The sequence below is a fragment of the Lysinibacillus sp. fkY74-1 genome (genome assembly GCF_053165895.1).
Genome location: NZ_CP170173.1, coordinates 3,491,118 through 3,508,942, shown reverse-complemented (window position 1 = coordinate 3,508,942; position 17,825 = coordinate 3,491,118). Strand labels below are relative to the sequence as shown.

Genomic DNA, 17,825 nt, shown 5'->3' with positions numbered 1-17,825 from the left:
TTGGTGAAACCTAAAAATACCAATGAGGAGGAAACTATGAATAAATTACTGCTGAAAAATGTGAGATTAGAAGAGGCATTTGAGCATGAAAATGAATGCATTGTTGCAACTCGTACTGCTATTTATGATGTTCTAATTGTAGATGGATATGTTCAACAAGTAGATAAAAATATAGTAGTTGATGGCAATGTTGAAATAGTAGATGCTCAGAAGCAATTATTAGTCCCTTCTTTCCGAGAAATGCATATTCATATTGATAAAACTTATTTTGGTGGGGAGTGGCAAGCGCCAAGACCTATTACAAAAGGGATATTAACGCGCATTGAGGAAGAAAAAACACTGCTTCCTAAACAATTACCAACCGCGGCTTATCGGGCTGAGGAAATGGTCAAGTGGTTAATTTCACAAGGGCATACACATATACGGTCGCATTGTAATGTGGACCCACAAATTGGAACCAAGCATATTGAAATTACAAAGCAAGTACTAGAAAAATATCAAAATCAAATTACTTATGATATTGTGGCTTTCCCACAGCATGGTTTACTGCGCTCTAATGTGGAGGGACTTATCCGTGAGGCGATGGCAATGGGTGCAACGCTTGTTGGAGGAGTTGACCCATCCATTGTAGATAGAAATATTGAGAAGTCATTGCAAACAACGATGGCCATTGCCCAAGACTACCATGCAGGGATAGATATTCATATTCATACAGCTAATACTTTAGGTGAATTTGAATTTTATAAACTAATAGAATTAACAAAACAGGCGAAAAAAGAAGGACAAGTTACGATTAGTCATGCAATGGCGCTTGCGGATTTAGAGCAAGCGCGATTAGAGAACTTAGTTCAGGCAATGGCTGCTGTTCAAATGGATGTTACAACAACGGTACCAACGGATATTAATCGCTCGACGATACCGATTCCATACCTTTATAACAATGGTGTAAACGTTTCTGTTGGACATGACAGTTTAACAGATCATTGGTCTCCTTATGGTACAGGAAACACTATTATGAAATTAAATGTAATGGCGGAGAGATTCCGTTTTATCGATGAATATTCATTAAGTCGCGCTTGGAAATATGCTTCGGGTGGCATTACACCATTGAATGATGCAGGAGAACGAGTTTGGCCACAGGTTGGTGATAAAGCCAATATGCTTTTAGTAGATGGAATTAGTACTGCACATGTTGTAGCAAGAAGATGCCCTATTTCTACAGTTATTTCACAAGGATATATTATTCACCAACAGGAAATTGGAGAGTTGAAAGGAGAATACAGATGAAGCACTGGCTTACAAATGTTCTACTTGAAACAGGAGAATATCTAAAAGAAAATGGTACTGTCGGTACAAAGGTGGAGCTTTTTCACCTTGAAATTACAGATGGCTTTATTTCTCAAATGGTACCAGCAACAGAAACCATTGATTCTCTAGATGAAGTAACAGATATGAAAGGGAAGCTGCTATTACCAGCCTTTAAAGAAATGCATAATCACTTAGATAAGACATACTTGTCCTTACCGTGGAAAGCATGCGTGCCTGTGAAGAACTTAAAGGAACGCTTGGCTCGTGAAGCACAAGAATTATCGATTCTTGCAACGACTGGTAAACAACGAGCAACAGCCATGATTGAGAAAATTCTCAATAATGGTGCCAATCATATCCGTACACATGTCAATATCGATCCGTACATTGGCTTAAAAAACTTAGAGGGTGTACTAGAGGCATTAGAAGATTATAAAGATGTTGTGACATCAGAAGTTATTGCCTTTCCACAGCATGGCTTACTAAGAGACGATGTGCCTAAATTATTACGTGAAGCCTTGCGCAATGGGGCAACGATGATTGGTGGGCTAGATCCTGCTGGCATAGATAATTCGATTGAGCCTTCTCTTTATGAAGTAATGAATATTGCACAAGAATTTAACGTAGATGTTGATATTCACCTCCATGATGGAGGCCATGTGGGTTATTATACAATCGATAAATGGATAGATATTGTAGAGGATGCAAACTATCAGGGGAGAACGGCTATTAGTCACGCCTTTTCACTTGGAGATGTATCGGCTTTGGAACAGCACAAAATTGCAGATCGTCTAGCACAACAGCAAGTAAAAATTATGTCAACGGTGCCATTTGATTTGAGACGATTAATCCCACCGATTGACTTACTAACAGAGCATGGAGTAGATGTTCGCTTTGGTTGTGATGGTTTTTATGATTCATGGAGTCCAAATGGCTCGGGAGATATTTTAGAAAAAGCAACAACTTTTGCAGATAATACACGTAAGCTAGATGAGCGTTCTATTCGACAAACCTTAAAATATATTACAAATGGTGTCACACCATTGGATGGCAATGGTCAAAAGGTTTGGCCAAACGTGCAAGATGAAGCGAGCTTTGTTTTCTTTGACGCCATTTCTAGCGCTGAAGTCATTGCACGTAAACCATCCAAACGGGTGGTGATGTCAAAAGGCAAGTTTATCAATTAAGTATCAATCTAAATCCCCCTTATTTAGATTACATAGCAAACTAGAAAATTTTCTAGTTTGCTATACTTATGTTTTAATAGATAGGAAGAAATACAAGAAAGGGAAGTAGATGTTTAAAAGAATTCATCATTAACGATGTAGAAGTCTCTTATATACAGGTGTGATAAATATGAAGCAACTAACAATCTATATGATTTTATTTAGCTGTGTATTTTTTTGGGCCAGTAACTTTATTATTGGCTCTATTTTAATTGAACATTGGTCTCCGATCATGGTTGCCATTTTTAGATTAATTGTCATTGTCCTATTTTTAGGCTGCATTAGTTGGAAGGCTATTATTCGTACAAGATTAACACGCAATGACCTCCTATTACTAATCATTGCAGGGATACTAGGTGTTTCCATCAATCACTTTAGCTTTTACGCAAGTCTTCAGCATACCTCTCCTATTACCGCGGCTTTAATTTTAGCCTGCGCACCGATTGTCACGTCTTTGCTTAATAAAATGATGTATCAGGAATCACGAAACGGTATATTTTGGCTAGGTGCAATCATTTCGTTCGTAGGAGTTGGCCTCATCCTTACTAAGGGAGCCCTCATCACCATTTCTATAGGGAAGGGGGAGGTGCTAAGTTTAATAACGATGCTAAGCTTTGCCTTATTCCTTATTATTGTGAATCATCTCAGTCTGAAATTGTCAGCTCAGTCCATCACCTTCTATACAAACTTAATCGGTTTGCTAGTGCTTGTACCATTTTCGTTTACAATGTGGACACAAACAAATTGGCAAGTAGCATACCCTTATTGGATTCTACTCATTTTATCAGCGGTTATTATTCATGGGATTAGTAATTTATTATGGAATCAAAAAATGAAGGAGATTGGCTCAACGAATGCTTCGCTATTATTGAATTTTGAGCCAGCTATCGCAATGCTATTAAGTGCAATTTTTTTAAAGCAATTTCCTACAAGTGTCCAAATATACGGCTCCTTATTGATTTTACTAGGAATTCTACTATGTATTTACTATAAGGAAATAAGAACTTTACTTTTTATGAAAAGAAAAATAACTTAAACAATCTTTTTTTCCGTACAGTATGTTGGAAATGTTTCTAGCATGCTGTTTTTTTCTGTATATATTGTTTTTTTGAAAAAATAATATGTCTTAAAAAAGGGTCTTGTTCTAGCATGTTTGTCACCTGATAGAAGCGAATTATTCTGTTACAGAGTGTTGAGTGTTCAACTTTAAGTTGAAAAAATATATATTTGAATAATAAAAATGTAGAGATATTGAAAGTGATTTAAAAATTATACATTCCATGTATTGTTATAAAAATATCATTTTACAAATATAAGTAAAAAAACAGTCGTTATTATATTTTTAAGGTTATTTTTAATGATGAAAATTTTGTTCGTTTCTATTGTAAATTTCTCTCTTATTCTAAAAATTTCTACATTATATCTTTAGCGTCTGCTTCGTTTTAAGTGATAGAGAGGTACTGTTAGAAATGGTGAAAAGAGACGTATACATCTAGTGAATGTGAAAATATGCACAAAAATAATTATCTCAATATAATTAATAGTTATTTATAAAATAGAGTAGAAAAGTAATAATAGCTAAATGGTGTAATGTTTTTTGTAGGATAAACGCTGTTCTGCTTAGAGACTGTAAGGGTTATGTGATGAAATACACTAATGGGAAAACAAAATACTTTTTGGAGAAATAATATTTTTTAGAAAAACATCTTGCATTTGAATAATTCTAAGTGGTAAATTGTTTTACATGGACGTTCATAGAATTTTCACAGGTAGCAAAAGAGGGGAGAAATGAGAATTTATGAATAAAAATAGATGGTTAATTGCATTATCTGCAATCGCTATTCACCTTTCAATCGGTGGAGCCTATGCATACAGTGTATACAAGCTACCGATTGTCACAGAAATGGGATGGAGTGAAACAAAGGTAACGGTTGCCTTTACCATTATGATGGGGCTTGCTGGGTTTTCAGCTGCATTATTTGGTAGTTTAGTAGAGAAAATGGGACCACGTAAATCGGCGATGGTAGCAGCTGTCTTATTTGGAGCAGGACAAGCTGGTGCAGGTGTAGCGATTTCAATGGATTCTGTCGTGTTGTACTGGTTAACATATGGTGTACTAAGTGGATTAGGTATGGGGATTGGTTATATTGCGCCAGTATCAACGCTTGTAAAATGGTTCCCAGATCGACGAGGTCTAGCAACAGGGATGGCCGTACTTGGGTTTGGATCTGGTGCCCTGATTACTGCACCAGTGGCAGCAAACTTAATGGAGGCAGTTGGCATCTCTACAACATACTTTATTTTAGGTGCAAGTTATTTCACGTTAATGATTTTAGGGGCTTCATATATAGCGCCGCCTAAGCCTGGTTATATGCCAGCTAATATGAAGGCAGCAGCCGATAACGGCAAAGGAGTAGTAAAGAAAGATTTAGCAGTTATGTCAGCACGTGAGGCTGTCAAAACAAAGCATTTCTGGATGCTATGGTCTATGCATTTAGTTAATGTTACAGCAGGAATTATGATGATATCTGTTGCCTCACCAATGGCGCAGGAAATTGTTGGCCTATCAGTCGCAGGAGCAGCAGCGATGGTAGGAATCATGGGGTTATTTAATGGTGGTGGTCGTTTAATCTGGGCGGCTGTGTCTGATTATATTGGGCGTTCAAATGTTTTTGTTATTTTCTTTACAGCACAGCTAATCACATTTATCGTTTTACCACATACTACAAACGTAATTATTTTCCAAGTACTTATTTTCTTAGTAGTTAGTTGCTATGGTGGAGGGTTCTCAAATTTACCTGCTTTTGCAAGTGATTTATTTGGAACAAAGCAACTGGGTGTTATTCATGGGTATTTATTAACAACTTGGTCATTGGGTGGTATTTTCGGACCGTTGTTAGTAAGCACAATTAAAAATGCTTATGGAAGCTATATTCCTGTATTCTATGTATTTGCAGGTTTAATCGCTGCTTCATTAATCATTTCATTAACATTACGTGCAGATGTACGTAAACAAACAGCTTTAAAAGCGGCACAAAATGTTGGAGACGTTTCCGCTACTCAATAATATATTTTTGGGATAACTGTATAGGTGTCATTTCGCACGTGGCACTTATATAGTTATTTTTTTGCTTTTGTTGTTATATAACAATATTCAATTACTTATTTAATGTATAACAGCGCATTTCTGATGTCAATACCATTACTGGAAATAAAAAGATTTCTTTATTAAAAGAGAAAATTTGTAACGAAAGAGGAGATAAGGGATAAACAGCTAAAATTTGAATCTTTTCTCAAGGGTAATCGTATATAAAGTATTTAGGGAGGGATTTACTATGGGGAAATTTTCTTTAGATGAATTTGTTCAAAAAACACAGCAGGATGATCTTGAAAATGATTATTTTGAATTGGAAACTGAGCGTGTATTAGAGGTAAATTTAAACGGTGAAGTATGGTCCAAAATGGGCGCAATGATTTCCTATACAGGAGACATTAAATTCGAACGTGAGCGCGTATTGGAGCACGGACTTGGTAAGATGTTTAAGAAGGCTTTAACAGGTGAAGGTACACAATTGATGAAAGCGAGCGGGAAGGGTAGACTTTATTTAGCAGATCAAGGCAAGAAAGTAACCGTCTTCGATTTGAAAAATGACAGTCTCTGCGTTAATGGTAATGATCTGCTCGCATTTGAGCCTAGCATCAACTGGGATATACGTTTAATGCGAAAAATGGCTGGCATCATGTCAGGTGGCTTATTTAATGTAACGTTACAAGGTACAGGAAAAGTAGCGATTACAACACATTTCGAACCATTAACCTTATTAGTAAAACCTGGCGAAACAGTATATACTGATCCACATGCTACGGTTGCGTGGTCAGGTAATTTAACACCTGAGTTTAAAACAGATATCAGCTTCCGTACATTTATCGGTCGTGGGAGTGGCGAATCAATCCAGATGGCGTTTTCGGGTGAGGGCTTTGTCATTATCCAACCATTTGAGGAAGTATATATGTCTAGTGAAAGCTAAAAAAAGCGTGTCCGTTTTGTCCGGACACGCTTTTCTTCTATTATTTTAATGCAGCGTGCATACCTGCAATGCGTCCTGTTACTAAGGCTGAGGTAATATTATATCCCCCTGTATAGCCGTGAATATCTAGAATTTCACCACAGAAGAATAATCCTTCTTTTCTCTTTGAAGCCATTGTTTTTGGTTCAATTTCTTTTACGGAGACACCACCGCCCGTAACAAATGCTTTATCAAGTGATTGTGTGCCACTTACCGTCAATGTGAAGTTAACGAGTAAACGCGCTAGGTGACGAATTTTATCTTGGGATAATTCAGCCCCCGTTAATTGTACATCGATATTGGCCCGTTCACATAAAAATAATAGCCAACGTTCAGGAGCAATACCTTTCCAAGCATTTTTCACAGCCTTTTTCGGATCTTCTTTAATCAACTTATTTAAATATTGGAGACATGTTTCTTCATTATAATTAGTTAAAGTTTGTATACGCATTGTCACGGGCTCGTAGCCTGTTTTCATTAATTCTTTCACAACGAATTGGCTACAGCGTAAAACGGCAGGACCGCTTAAGCCAAAGTGCGTAAAGAGCATATCCATTTGATGGGTAACGAGTACCTTACCTTTTTTATTTAGCACAGAGACAGCAACATCACGCAATGCAAGACCCTGTAGTTCACGTGATAAAATAAAGTCCTCTTTCGATATGACAGGGACTTCTGTTGGGAATAATGTTGTGATTGTATGGCCAGCCCGTTCTGCCCATGGATAGCCATCACCTGTCGAGCCTGTTTGTGGGACAGCCTTGCCACCAACGGCCACAATGACGGCTTGGCTACGAATTTCTGAGCCATCTGCAAGGCGCACACCCAAAATTTTTTCTTCATCCATAACAAGCTTGTTAACGGCTGTGTGTAAACGAACTTCAACATGTAAACGTTGAAGCTGACGAATTAGCGCATCGACAACATCTTGTGCTCGGTTAGATACCGGAAACATTCTACCATGATCCTCTTCTTTTAAAGACACACCAAGCCCTTCAAAAAATGCGATAATATCTTCATTATTATAAACGGTAAAAGGACTATAAAGGAAACGGCCATTACCAGGTATATGTTTTACTATTTCTTCAACAGGCAAACGATTGGTCACATTACAGCGCCCGCCGCCAGAAATGGCTAATTTTTTGCCAAGTTTTGCACCTTTTTCTAACAATAAAACTTTCTTTTTCCGCTCTCCAGCAGCAATCGCCGCCATTAAACCAGATGGGCCACCACCGATCACGATTACATCATACATAGTTAGAAACTCACTTTCTTTTCAATTTAGGAATCTTTCCTATTATACATGAAGTCTATATAGAGGAGGGGCTTCTTTGACATTGAAAATATTAGCAAAGTGTTTTATAATTCTTTATCCCTTCCCTCGTGTAGAAGGGGATTTTATAGTAGAATGAAACACAATAAATTTTATTATACAATTATATCGATGAAAGTTTCCTTTATTAGCATTGTCAGCATGAAATGAATGTCTTTTCATGCTATTATGGTAAAGGTTATGCACTAAATTATGAGGTGAAAATAGAATGTGCGGATTTATAGGTTATATTAATGGAACAAATGTGATTGATCATCATCAAACAATTGAAAATATGATGAATACAATTATTCACCGCGGGCCAGATAGTGGTGGTATTCATAGTGACGATACAGTAACGTTAGGATTCAGACGATTAAGTATTATTGATTTATCGGATGTAGCGAATCAACCACTATATAGTGAAGACGGCAATATTGTGCTTGTATTTAATGGAGAAATTTTTAATTTCCAAGAGCTACGTGCAGATCTGATTGAAAAAGGACATACCTTTAAAACGCAATCAGATAGTGAAGTTATTATTTATGGTTATGTAGAATACGGTGTAGATTTTGTGAAAAAGCTACGTGGTATGTTTGCTTTCTGTATTTGGGATAAAAAGAATGATTTACAATTCATTGCTCGTGATGGCTTTGGCATTAAACCATTGTATTACTCTGAACATACAACAGACGGTACGTTTATTTTTGGTTCTGAAATTAAATCATTTTTACCACATCCTTCATTTATTAAAGAATTAAATAAAAAGGCATTACGTCCTTATTTAACATTCCAATATTCTTCGATGGATGAGACCTTCTTTAAAGGGGTCTTTAAATTACCACCAGCACACTATATGCTTATTCAAAATGGCAAAAAGCAAATTGTGCAATATTGGGATAAAAAATTCCATGCAAAAGAAGCTTCCATTGAAAAATACATTGAAGAAATTCGTACAACTGTTAAAGAATCAGTAGAGGCACATAAAATCAGTGATGTAAAAGTTGGTTCTTTCTTATCGGGGGGTATTGACTCAAGTTATATTACTTCATTATTGCGTCCCGATAAATCATTCTCAGTTGGGTTTGCTGATTATGAAGATATGTTTAATGAAACGAACCTCGCAAAAGATTTATCGGATACACTAAATATTCAAAATGAACGTAAATATATTACAGCAGACGAGTGCTTTGAAGCTCTTCCGAAAATCCAATGGCATATGGATGAGCCGCAATCGAATCCTTCTTCTGTACCACTGTACTTCCTTTCAGAGCTAGCCTCTAAAGATGTAACAGTTGTCCTATCAGGTGAAGGAGCGGATGAAATTTTTGGTGGCTACTCTTGGTATCAAAACTCAGGAAGAATGCAAAAATATGAAAAACTTCCATGGGGTGTTCGTAAAACGTTACGGGGAATAGCAGAAGCTCTACCTAAAAGCCAATATACTAACTTCCTCATTAAAGGTGGTCAAACGGTAGAAGAACGCTTTATAGGAGAAGCAGTAGTTTGGGATGAAGTAGATGCGATTAATGTTTTAAAGCCTGACTATAAAAATGCACCATCTGTAAAATCGATTACAAAACGTATTTATGACGAAGTACCAGGCGAAGATGATGTGACGAAAATGCAATACTTAGATTTAAATCTTTGGATGCCAGGAGATATTTTATTAAAAGCTGACAAGATGAGTATGGCGCATTCGATTGAATTACGTGTACCATTCTTAGATAAAGAAGTTATGGAATTAGCTAAAAATATTCCATCTCAATATCGTGTCAACGACATTGATACAAAATATGTTCTACGCCAAGCTGCACATCAAGAATTACCAGAAGAATGGGCAAAACGTCCAAAGTTAGGCTTCCCAGTGCCAATTCGCCACTGGTTGCGTGAAGAGAAATACTACAATATGGTAAAAGAAATGTTTACAACTGACTTTGCCAATGAATTCTTTGATACAAAACAATTGGTTGGCTATCTAGATGAACACTATGAAGGAAAAGCAAACCGTGGCCGTTATATTTGGACAGCCTATGTATTCCTAGTATGGTATAAAAAGTTCTTTGTGGACATGTAATAATGAAATGAGCTTTAATCGGTGGGGTTTTTGTAATCCTCACCGATTATTTTCAGGTCTTTTTTCATCAAGTATACTTTTAAATGAACTTTTTGTTGTTTTTATGCGTCTCATTTCCTATAAATATGTTAAGATTACAGTTGGTTTACTTATGAAACATACATGCTATAGCGCTTGTATGTTGTTACTTCAAAAAATAATAAAAAGATTTATAGGTCAGCTTTTGAGTATTTCTATAATATTGATTTTACAATGAATGGATGGGTATGATGTCCAATTTAATGAAAGGTACTGCGATATTAACATTGGGGATGTTTTTATCGAAGGTGCTCGGATTAATTTATATTTTCCCGTTTTATGCAATTGTTGGAGAGAAAAATATCGCGCTCTATCAGTATGCATACATCCCTTATTCTATTATGCTGGCAATTGCCATTTCAGGTGCGCCCATTGCCGTCTCTAAATTTGTTTCTAAATACAATGCAATGGGGGACTATCAATCAGGTCGTAAACTGATGAAATCGGGCATAATCATTATGATGATGACCGGTTTTGCAGCATTTATTGCACTCTTCTTCCTTGCTACGCCTATTGCGGGATTGGTTATTAAGAGTGAAGAACAAGTTTTTACAGTAGATCAGATTGCATCGGTTATAAGATGGGTTAGTTTTGCCTTAATCGTTGTACCATTTATGAGTCTTTGGCGAGGTTTCTTCCAAGGCTATGACAAAATGGAGCCTACCGCTGTATCACAATTAGTGGAGCAAATTGTGCGAATTGTCGTGTTACTAGGTGGTTCCTTTATCGTGGTTGTTGTGTTCAAAGGTAAACCTGAGACAGCCATTTCCTTTGCCGTATTTGCAGCCTTTATCGGAGCAATTGGTGGCTTAGGTGTTCTATATTATTATTGGAAAAAATATCAGCCTGAATTTAACTTACTACGCAGTCAAAGTGTAACCTCTACACAGCTGCCAATGTCCAATATTTATAAAGAAGTTATTACCTACTCCATACCAATGGTGTTTGTAGGTGTAGCCAATCCACTATTCCAATTAGTCGATATGCTTACTTTTAACGGGGCCATGACATCTATTGGCTTGGCTGAGGTGACAGATACCTATTTATCGATGATTAACTTTATGACACATAAGGTAGTTATCATTCCTGTCATGCTAGCAACAGGTTTTTCGATGGCACTTGTCCCAACCATTACAAAATATTACACACAGGGTGAATATTTATCCTTGCGTCATGCGATGGATAAAACCTATCAAATTTTAATCTTCATTACATTGCCAGCAGTGGTTGGTATTTCTCTGTTAGCAAATGAGATTTACTTTATGCTTTATTCCGAAAGTGAAATGGGTGCGATGATTTTAGCCCATTATGCACCTGTGGCCATTTTATTTGCGTTATTCCAAGTCACAGCAGCCCTATTACAGGGAATTGATTTTCAAAAATGGATTGTTTTCAGCTTATTATCAGGTATTTTCGTTAAGCTAGCGTTAAATATCCCATTAATTCGTTTGTTGGAGGCAGATGGTGCAATTGTAGCAACTGCTATCGGGTATAGTGTATCAATTCTTATTAATATACTTGTGCTACGTAAAACATTAAATTATCGATCAGAAATGGTCGTTCGGCGAGTCCTGTTAATTGCATTATTGACGATGGCAATGGCAATCAGTGTGTTGATTGTGCATAAGCTACTAGAATTACTAATGGGTCCTGTCGATAGTAAATTCTCTGCATTACTGTTCTCAGTTATTTGTGCAGTTGTTGGAGTGGCTGTCTACGGCTTCTTGTCACTTCGTATAGGTTTAGCACAGAAGCTATTAGGTGAACGGTTGACTCGTATTATGAGCAAGCTGGGAATGAAATAGGAGTGGTAAGATGCGTTTAGATAAATTACTTGCAAATATGGGGTATGGCTCGCGCAAGGAAGTTAAGCAGCTATTAAAGCAAAAAGCTGTCACAGTAGACGGTGCTTCTGTCAAGGATGCTGCCATGCATGTAGATCCAGAACAGCAAAATGTATCCGTCTATGGAGAGCGTGTCATTTATACGGAGTTTGTCTATTTTATGATGAATAAACCACCAGGTGTTATTTCTGCAACAGAAGATTTAAGAGATGAAACAGTTATTGACTTACTGGAGCCAGTAGACCAGCATTTTCAACCTTTTCCGGTTGGCCGACTCGATAAAGATACAGAAGGCTTACTGGTATTAACGAATGATGGCATATTAGCTCATAATTTATTGTCTCCTAAAAAACATGTGCCAAAGGTTTATTACGCACATATTGAAGGTGTTGTAACGGAAGAGGACGTAGAGAAGTTTGCGAATGGTGTGGAGCTAGATGACGGGTATATGACAAAGCCTGGAAAGCTTGTCATTCTCAAATCTGCACCACAATCTGAGATTGAGTTAACCATTCAGGAGGGCAAGTTTCATCAGGTGAAGCGAATGTTCGAGGCTGTAGGGAAACGCGTAACCTATTTAAAACGTATATCTATGGGGAATCTAAAGTTAGACGATCAACTGGAGCTAGGTGAATATCGTGAGCTAACTGTAGAAGAATTAGACTGCTTACAAAATAACCCTTAACATGTTCCTCGGTGCTGACTTAGCATCGGGGATTTTTATATACAGCCTTATAACCGTAACTGTATAATATGTAATGTGTTATCTTAATATAGTGAAGAAACGTATCATTCTCTAAGATATTTCCAAAAAATGATGGTGAAAATAAGTAGAGGGCGGGCCAATAAATGAAGAACCTGCGAATTAAATTATTACTATCTTTAATAGCTTTTGCAGTCATACTTGTTGCTGTGATTTCGTATGTGAATAGGCAAATATTAGCTGACGATATAGAAGAACAAGTAGCCAGAAATAGAGTGTTAATAGAAAATCATATTCTTACAGATATGCGAGCTGTAGATAATGCGCACTTATATTTTGATGCAAATATGTCAGACGAAATGGAGCAGGCACTTAGAGCTTTAAAAAACTATTATCGTGAGAACCCTAATGTTGCTACATGGGATTTACAACAATTGAAAAATAAACATGATATGGATATATACATATTAGATCAGACTAATACAGTGTTATACACAACATTTGATAAAGATATAGGTTTCAATTTTTCTAAGTGCTGTCAACGTTTTTCTGCCTTATTGGATGAACGGCGTGCGAGTGGAGAATTTTTTACAGACGGAATAGACATTTCCACAACGACAGGAGAATACCGAAAATTTGCCTACCTTGCGACACATGATAAGAAATATCTACTTGAACTAAGTATAGACTTATTGAAAAACCCAGTCTTTCAAACCTTTAACTTTGAAAAAACTTCAGAATATTTGGTAGCGAAATATGTTGATTTAGTAGAAGTGCAAACGATTAGTGCTGGTGGGGTTTTCTTTAATGATTCAAAATCGAAGCGGATAACCGTTCAAGAACAATCCGAACAGTTTCAGAAATATTTTGAGCTAGCAAGGAAGAAGATGCAGCCTGTCGAGTATCAAGAAGCATTTAATCAGGGTTATATGGAAACGCATCTTTTTTTACCATATGAAGCAGAGACGGTCAGAGGGGAGTCTTCCCACAGAATTGTTTATGTGAAGTATGCTAATTTCACAAAAATGGAAGCGCTTCAAAAAAACACAAAACAGTTTTGGGTTTTATTAACCATTGCTTTAATAACTGCCTTTGTCATGCTGTTAGTTATCAATAAAATACTCTCTAAAACAATCCATCTCGCCACTTTTGATCCGTTAACAGGTGTCTATAATCGAGCGACCTATATTCGAAAAATGGATAGCTTACTAAAGAAACGAAAATTAAATAGACCTGGACTATTGTTAATCGATTTGGATAATTTTAAACAAGTAAATGATCAATTTGGCCATGCGGAAGGCGATCAGATCCTAATTGGAACAGCCAAAATCCTAAAAAAAGTAGTGAAAAAAGACGGATTTGTCGTAAGATTTGGTGGCGATGAATTTGCCATGGTTTTGTACGATACAACAGAGCATCATATGCAGCAGGTAGCAGATGCTATCTTGACGCAAATAAGGACTCTTAAATTGGAAGATCATGCCATTCAAAAATGGTCCGTTCTATCAGTGAGTATGGGGGGGGCTATCTATCATCATCCCGAAGATTCAGAAATGAGCTTATTTGAACGAGCAGATCGAGCACTCTATCAATCGAAAAATGCTGGTAAAGACCAATATTCTAGCTTTGTCGAAGTGGCAGAGGTCGAAGATACCAAGATTTAAAAAAACGCCCCATACTATAGATAGCAAGGTGAGCTATTTTATAGATATGGAGCGTTTTTTAATGTGTTGATGTTTTAGATCGATAAAAGATACAGCTACATAATACAAGAATGGCAATAATTGCAAACATGGCACCCATATAGTGCGTTAATAGCCAACCTCCAATAATGGGTCCTATAAAGCCCCCTAAATTTTTAAATTGTGCAGCGCCAAGGTAGGTCGCTTTTTGGGTGTCAGGCGCAATTTCATCAATCATGACATTCATTGTAGGGAAGGCAAAGATTTCGCCAATTGTAAAAATAATCATCGCGATGATATAGAGTGTATAGTTGCTAGAGAACCCAAACATAAATAGTCCGATAGCAAAAAACAGAATACCGACTAATAGAGTGGCGGAGGATGAAAATCGTTCAGACACAATACTAATAGGCAATTGTAATAATAAGACGACCGCTGCATTGAGTGAAATCAATAGGGAATACAATTTTGTCCCATTTTCAACGGTTAATTCAATAACTTGTGGTAATGTCGAATCAAATTGAGAGTAGCCAATATTGATAAGGATTGCTCCAAAAATAAAGCTAAGTAACACACGATTTGTTAAAAGGATTGTGAAGGTATGCAATATTTTTGTTTGAGTTACAGCTTTTTGTTGTTGCATTTGATAACGATTTAACACGAAAAATAAAAATACAGCGTAAATTATATACATAATACCTGTTAGCATAAAAGGTATACTAGGACTTGCTAACTGAGAGATATAGACGCCTATTATTGGACCAATGACTGCGGCAATATTAATGGCCGTGTAACGTAATGAAAAAAGTCTTTTCCGTTTATCAGCAGGTGTAAAATCAATCATTAATGCCTGAGTGGAAGGTTCAAAAAATGAGCGACAAAGACCATTCAAGGCGTTGAATAGAATAAATAACCAAACCGTATGGACAGTGGCAAAGCCAAAGAATACGAGGCTCCACACTATAATCGTTATTAGAATGACACTTTTCCTTCCAAAACGATCCGTTAAATATCCACCGAAAAACCCGCCAACAGTGGAAATAAGGGGTGCAATACCAATTGTCAATCCAATTTGTAAAGGAGTGGCTTCAATTTCATTATGTAAATAAATAGCTAAAAAAGGCATTGCCATAAAGCTTGCAATCCGTGTGAAAACTGTTCCACCTAAAATAATCCAAACTAATGGATGAAACAAATTTGACAGTTTCATATAAAGCCCTCCTCTCAACAATTTAGAATGTTTCGAGTTTAACGGATTGTTAAGCAACTGTAAATAGTCAAAATATTCTCTAGAGATACACGTCAGTGAAATAAACTAAATGACTGAACGAGCTACACTTCATTTAAAAGAGAAAAATGAGACAGAGCTACTACGTAGAAGACCGTTCAATTTGTTAGCTTATTTCCCTGCCGATTCAACACGATAAAAATTATCTAATAATCTTCTAACAACAAAAAAAGAATGACCCCGACGAAAGGTCATTCTTTTCCATACACAATGCTTTACGCATTCTACGTAAAACTAAGACGTCAATTTTACTTTTTTCTTCGTCGTTGTCCATCTGCCTCGACTTGGACTCGTCACCAAATCGTTAAAGGCTAACACGTTCAAATCTCTTTGAACGGTGCGAGGAGTGATACTAAACTCTTCGACTAAATCCTGTGTAGACACGGTTCCTTTGTCTAAAATAAACATGTACACGTCTTTAATACGATTAAGCATTCGATCAGTAGTTGGTTTCATTAAATGAACCACTCCTTCATCTTAATTCTCTTGGCAAAGACTAGCGGACGACAATATGTGCGGAGTGCACTTAGGCTATTAAGTAGCTGCCTTAGACATCCCCTTTTCTAATTTTTATGTCAGAACAATTATTCTGATAACTTCATTATATAGAAAAACTACATGATTTTCTAGTGAATGCAAGAGAAATTTACAATAGAAACATAAAATTTTCACTGTATTTTGTGGGAATACGTGAAAAACATGCTATATGTGGTAGTGTCAGTAGAAGTTACTGAAAATAGTTGTCAGAAAGAGGATTGTCATATATGTTGTAAGGTGTAGAATAATGTTACTACTTGAAGGAGGTACATGGTATGGATTGGTTACAGGCTGCAAAAGAAAGGCAAGATGAATTAGTACAAGAGTTACAGGAGCTTGTGCAAATTAATAGTGTTCTTGATGAGGATACGAAAACTACTGAGGTACCTTTTGGTAATGGTCCACTTCAAGCGCTTGAATGGTTACTTGCGAAGGGCCAAAAAGAAGGGTTACTAACGAAAAATGTTGATAACTATGCTGGACATATAGAAATGGGTACAGGTGAAGAATTATTAGGTATTTTATGTCATGTTGATGTTGTTCCAGTTGGAGATGAAGCTGATTGGACATACCCGCCATTTAGCGGTACTGTAGCTGATGGTAGGCTGTATGCACGTGGTGCAATTGATGATAAAGGCCCTACAGTTGCGGCATGGATGGCCATGAAGCTTGTCAAGGATGCAGGTATTCAATTAGATAAAAGAGTGCGAATGATTATTGGTACGGATGAAGAAACAGGGTTCCGCTGTGTCGACCACTATTTCAAACAGGAGGAAATGCCGTCAATCGGTTTTGCCCCCGATGCAGATTTCCCGCTCATTAATGCTGAGAAAGGCATTGCAGAGCTTGTGTTCTCTCAAAATAAAGTAGGTGATGTAACGAAAGAACAACTACTATTATTTAATGCAGGAAAGCGTCCAAATATGGTACCAGATTTGGCAGAAGCCTCAATTCAGCATGCCTCAGCGGAATTCGAACAGAATTTTCAAACATTCTTAAGCAAAAATCAGCTAGATGGCTCTTTATTAATGGAGGACTCTCGCTATATAATAACTATCAAAGGTAAAGCAGCCCATGCAATGGAACCAGAAAAAGGAATCAATGCAGCTGTTTATCTTGCTGCGTTTTTACAACAAGAGTTGACGACTGAGTCAAGTAAGCAATTTGTCGACTTTATCGCAGATGTTTTTTATCAGGATCATTATGGCCATCAGCTTGAGTTGCAATTCGAGGATGCCATGTCTGGTCAGACAACATTAAATCCAGGCATTGTTAGCTATGATGTCAGTAAAGGTGGCAGTTTAGTGATTAGTATGCGCTATTCTGTGTCCTATCCATTCGATGAAAAAATTACGGACGCTCAACGTTTAGTTGTAAAAAGAGGATTTTCATTAGATATTCAAGACGACTCCAAGCCCCATTATGTCAGTGAAGATGATCCATTTATCCAAACATTAGCGGCTATTTATAGACGTCAATCAGGAGATACAGAAACACCGTTATTATCTACAGGTGGTGGAACGTATGCACGTGTGCTGAAAAAAGGCGTGGCCTTTGGCATGCTATTCCCTGGGGAGCAGGATGTGGCGCATCGGGCGGATGAGTTTGTAGTGATTGAAAATCTTGTAAAAGCAGCGGCTATTTATGCGGAAGCAATTGTTGAGCTTGCGGGAAAAAAATAACATAAAGACGAAAAGGATGAA

General features: G+C 37.1%; 13 protein-coding genes. 10 read left to right on the top strand and 3 right to left on the bottom strand.

Going from position 1 to position 17,825, the window contains the following annotated elements:
* Positions 1-36 precede the first annotated feature (36 nt).
* The 5 genes from ACE1MS_RS17175 (at position 37) to ACE1MS_RS17155 (ending at position 6,562) form a co-directional block, all read left to right on the top strand.
* Positions 37-1,287, top strand: a complete 1,251-nt coding sequence (locus tag ACE1MS_RS17175) for an amidohydrolase family protein (protein WP_036164686.1) — start codon at positions 37-39, stop codon at positions 1,285-1,287.
* Complete coding sequence (locus ACE1MS_RS17170; RefSeq protein ID WP_036164683.1) at positions 1,284-2,495, top strand: amidohydrolase; 1,212 nt, start codon at positions 1,284-1,286, stop codon at positions 2,493-2,495. Before ACE1MS_RS17175 ends, ACE1MS_RS17170 begins: the two co-directional genes overlap by 4 nt.
* A gap of 169 nt (positions 2,496-2,664) precedes the next feature.
* Positions 2,665-3,570, top strand: coding sequence for a DMT family transporter (locus ACE1MS_RS17165; RefSeq protein ID WP_036164679.1), 906 nt, complete (start codon positions 2,665-2,667; stop codon positions 3,568-3,570).
* Positions 3,571-4,332: 762 nt separating this feature from the next.
* Positions 4,333-5,601, top strand: a complete 1,269-nt coding sequence (locus tag ACE1MS_RS17160) for an L-lactate MFS transporter (RefSeq protein ID WP_447402510.1) — start codon at positions 4,333-4,335, stop codon at positions 5,599-5,601.
* 268 nt (positions 5,602-5,869) lie between these two features.
* Positions 5,870-6,562, top strand: coding sequence for an AIM24 family protein (locus tag ACE1MS_RS17155; protein ID WP_012295717.1), 693 nt, complete (start codon positions 5,870-5,872; stop codon positions 6,560-6,562).
* A gap of 40 nt (positions 6,563-6,602) precedes the next feature.
* On the opposite strand, the gene ACE1MS_RS17150 is transcribed toward ACE1MS_RS17155, so the two are convergent.
* The gene (locus ACE1MS_RS17150; protein WP_012295716.1) at positions 6,603-7,856 is read right to left on the bottom strand and encodes a BaiN/RdsA family NAD(P)/FAD-dependent oxidoreductase; all 1,254 of its coding nucleotides are present in this window, start codon (positions 7,854-7,856) and stop codon (positions 6,603-6,605) included.
* Positions 7,857-8,142: 286 nt separating this feature from the next.
* Here ACE1MS_RS17150 and asnB point away from each other — a divergent pair, with 286 nt between their 5' ends.
* From asnB to ACE1MS_RS17130, 4 genes are all read left to right on the top strand, one after another.
* Positions 8,143-9,990 (top strand): asparagine synthase (glutamine-hydrolyzing), encoded by a 1,848-nt coding sequence (gene asnB / locus ACE1MS_RS17145; RefSeq protein ID WP_012295715.1) that lies wholly within the window; start codon positions 8,143-8,145, stop codon positions 9,988-9,990.
* Between the two features lie 269 nt (positions 9,991-10,259).
* Positions 10,260-11,873: a putative polysaccharide biosynthesis protein gene (locus tag ACE1MS_RS17140; protein WP_031418581.1), complete on the top strand. Its 1,614-nt coding sequence runs from the start codon at positions 10,260-10,262 to the stop codon at positions 11,871-11,873.
* A gap of 10 nt (positions 11,874-11,883) precedes the next feature.
* Entirely contained in the window at positions 11,884-12,597 is a 714-nt protein-coding gene (locus tag ACE1MS_RS17135) for a pseudouridine synthase (RefSeq protein WP_012295713.1), read from the top strand.
* Positions 12,598-12,761: 164 nt separating this feature from the next.
* The gene (locus ACE1MS_RS17130) at positions 12,762-14,279 is read left to right on the top strand and encodes a GGDEF domain-containing protein (protein WP_012295712.1); all 1,518 of its coding nucleotides are present in this window, start codon (positions 12,762-12,764) and stop codon (positions 14,277-14,279) included.
* A 58-nt stretch (positions 14,280-14,337) separates the two neighbouring features.
* Here ACE1MS_RS17130 and ACE1MS_RS17125 read toward each other — a convergent pair whose 3' ends face one another.
* Together ACE1MS_RS17125 and ACE1MS_RS17120 are read right to left on the bottom strand one after the other, a co-directional pair.
* Positions 14,338-15,507 carry an MDR family MFS transporter gene (locus ACE1MS_RS17125; RefSeq protein ID WP_012295711.1) on the bottom strand — a complete coding sequence of 390 codons (1,170 nt, stop codon included), beginning with the start codon at positions 15,505-15,507 and terminating at the stop codon, positions 14,338-14,340.
* A 312-nt stretch (positions 15,508-15,819) separates the two neighbouring features.
* Positions 15,820-16,041 (bottom strand): DeoR family transcriptional regulator, encoded by a 222-nt coding sequence (locus tag ACE1MS_RS17120; protein ID WP_004226074.1) that lies wholly within the window; start codon positions 16,039-16,041, stop codon positions 15,820-15,822.
* A gap of 356 nt (positions 16,042-16,397) precedes the next feature.
* On the opposite strand from ACE1MS_RS17120, the gene pepV reads away from it, so the two are divergent.
* Complete coding sequence (pepV, locus tag ACE1MS_RS17115) at positions 16,398-17,804, top strand: dipeptidase PepV (protein ID WP_447402509.1); 1,407 nt, start codon at positions 16,398-16,400, stop codon at positions 17,802-17,804.
* The last annotated feature ends 21 nt before the right edge of the window (positions 17,805-17,825 follow it).

Bases quoted from the DNA above. Each gene is read 5' to 3' on its own strand.
- ACE1MS_RS17155 (WP_012295717.1), top strand. From the start codon at position 5,870: ATGGGGAAATTTTCTTTAGATGAATTTGTTCAAAAAACACAGCAGGAT.
- ACE1MS_RS17130 (WP_012295712.1), top strand. From the start codon at position 12,762: ATGAAGAACCTGCGAATTAAATTATTACTATCTTTAATAGCTTTTGCA.
- pepV (WP_447402509.1), top strand. From the start codon at position 16,398: ATGGATTGGTTACAGGCTGCAAAAGAAAGGCAAGATGAATTAGTACAA.
- ACE1MS_RS17140 (WP_031418581.1), top strand. From the start codon at position 10,260: ATGTCCAATTTAATGAAAGGTACTGCGATATTAACATTGGGGATGTTT.
- ACE1MS_RS17175 (WP_036164686.1), top strand. From the start codon at position 37: ATGAATAAATTACTGCTGAAAAATGTGAGATTAGAAGAGGCATTTGAG.
- asnB (WP_012295715.1), top strand. From the start codon at position 8,143: ATGTGCGGATTTATAGGTTATATTAATGGAACAAATGTGATTGATCAT.
- ACE1MS_RS17135 (WP_012295713.1), top strand. From the start codon at position 11,884: ATGCGTTTAGATAAATTACTTGCAAATATGGGGTATGGCTCGCGCAAG.
- ACE1MS_RS17120 (WP_004226074.1), bottom strand. From the start codon at position 16,041: ATGAAACCAACTACTGATCGAATGCTTAATCGTATTAAAGACGTGTAC.
- ACE1MS_RS17160 (WP_447402510.1), top strand. From the start codon at position 4,333: ATGAATAAAAATAGATGGTTAATTGCATTATCTGCAATCGCTATTCAC.
- ACE1MS_RS17125 (WP_012295711.1), bottom strand. From the start codon at position 15,507: ATGAAACTGTCAAATTTGTTTCATCCATTAGTTTGGATTATTTTAGGT.
- ACE1MS_RS17165 (WP_036164679.1), top strand. From the start codon at position 2,665: ATGAAGCAACTAACAATCTATATGATTTTATTTAGCTGTGTATTTTTT.
- ACE1MS_RS17170 (WP_036164683.1), top strand. From the start codon at position 1,284: ATGAAGCACTGGCTTACAAATGTTCTACTTGAAACAGGAGAATATCTA.
- ACE1MS_RS17150 (WP_012295716.1), bottom strand. From the start codon at position 7,856: ATGTATGATGTAATCGTGATCGGTGGTGGCCCATCTGGTTTAATGGCG.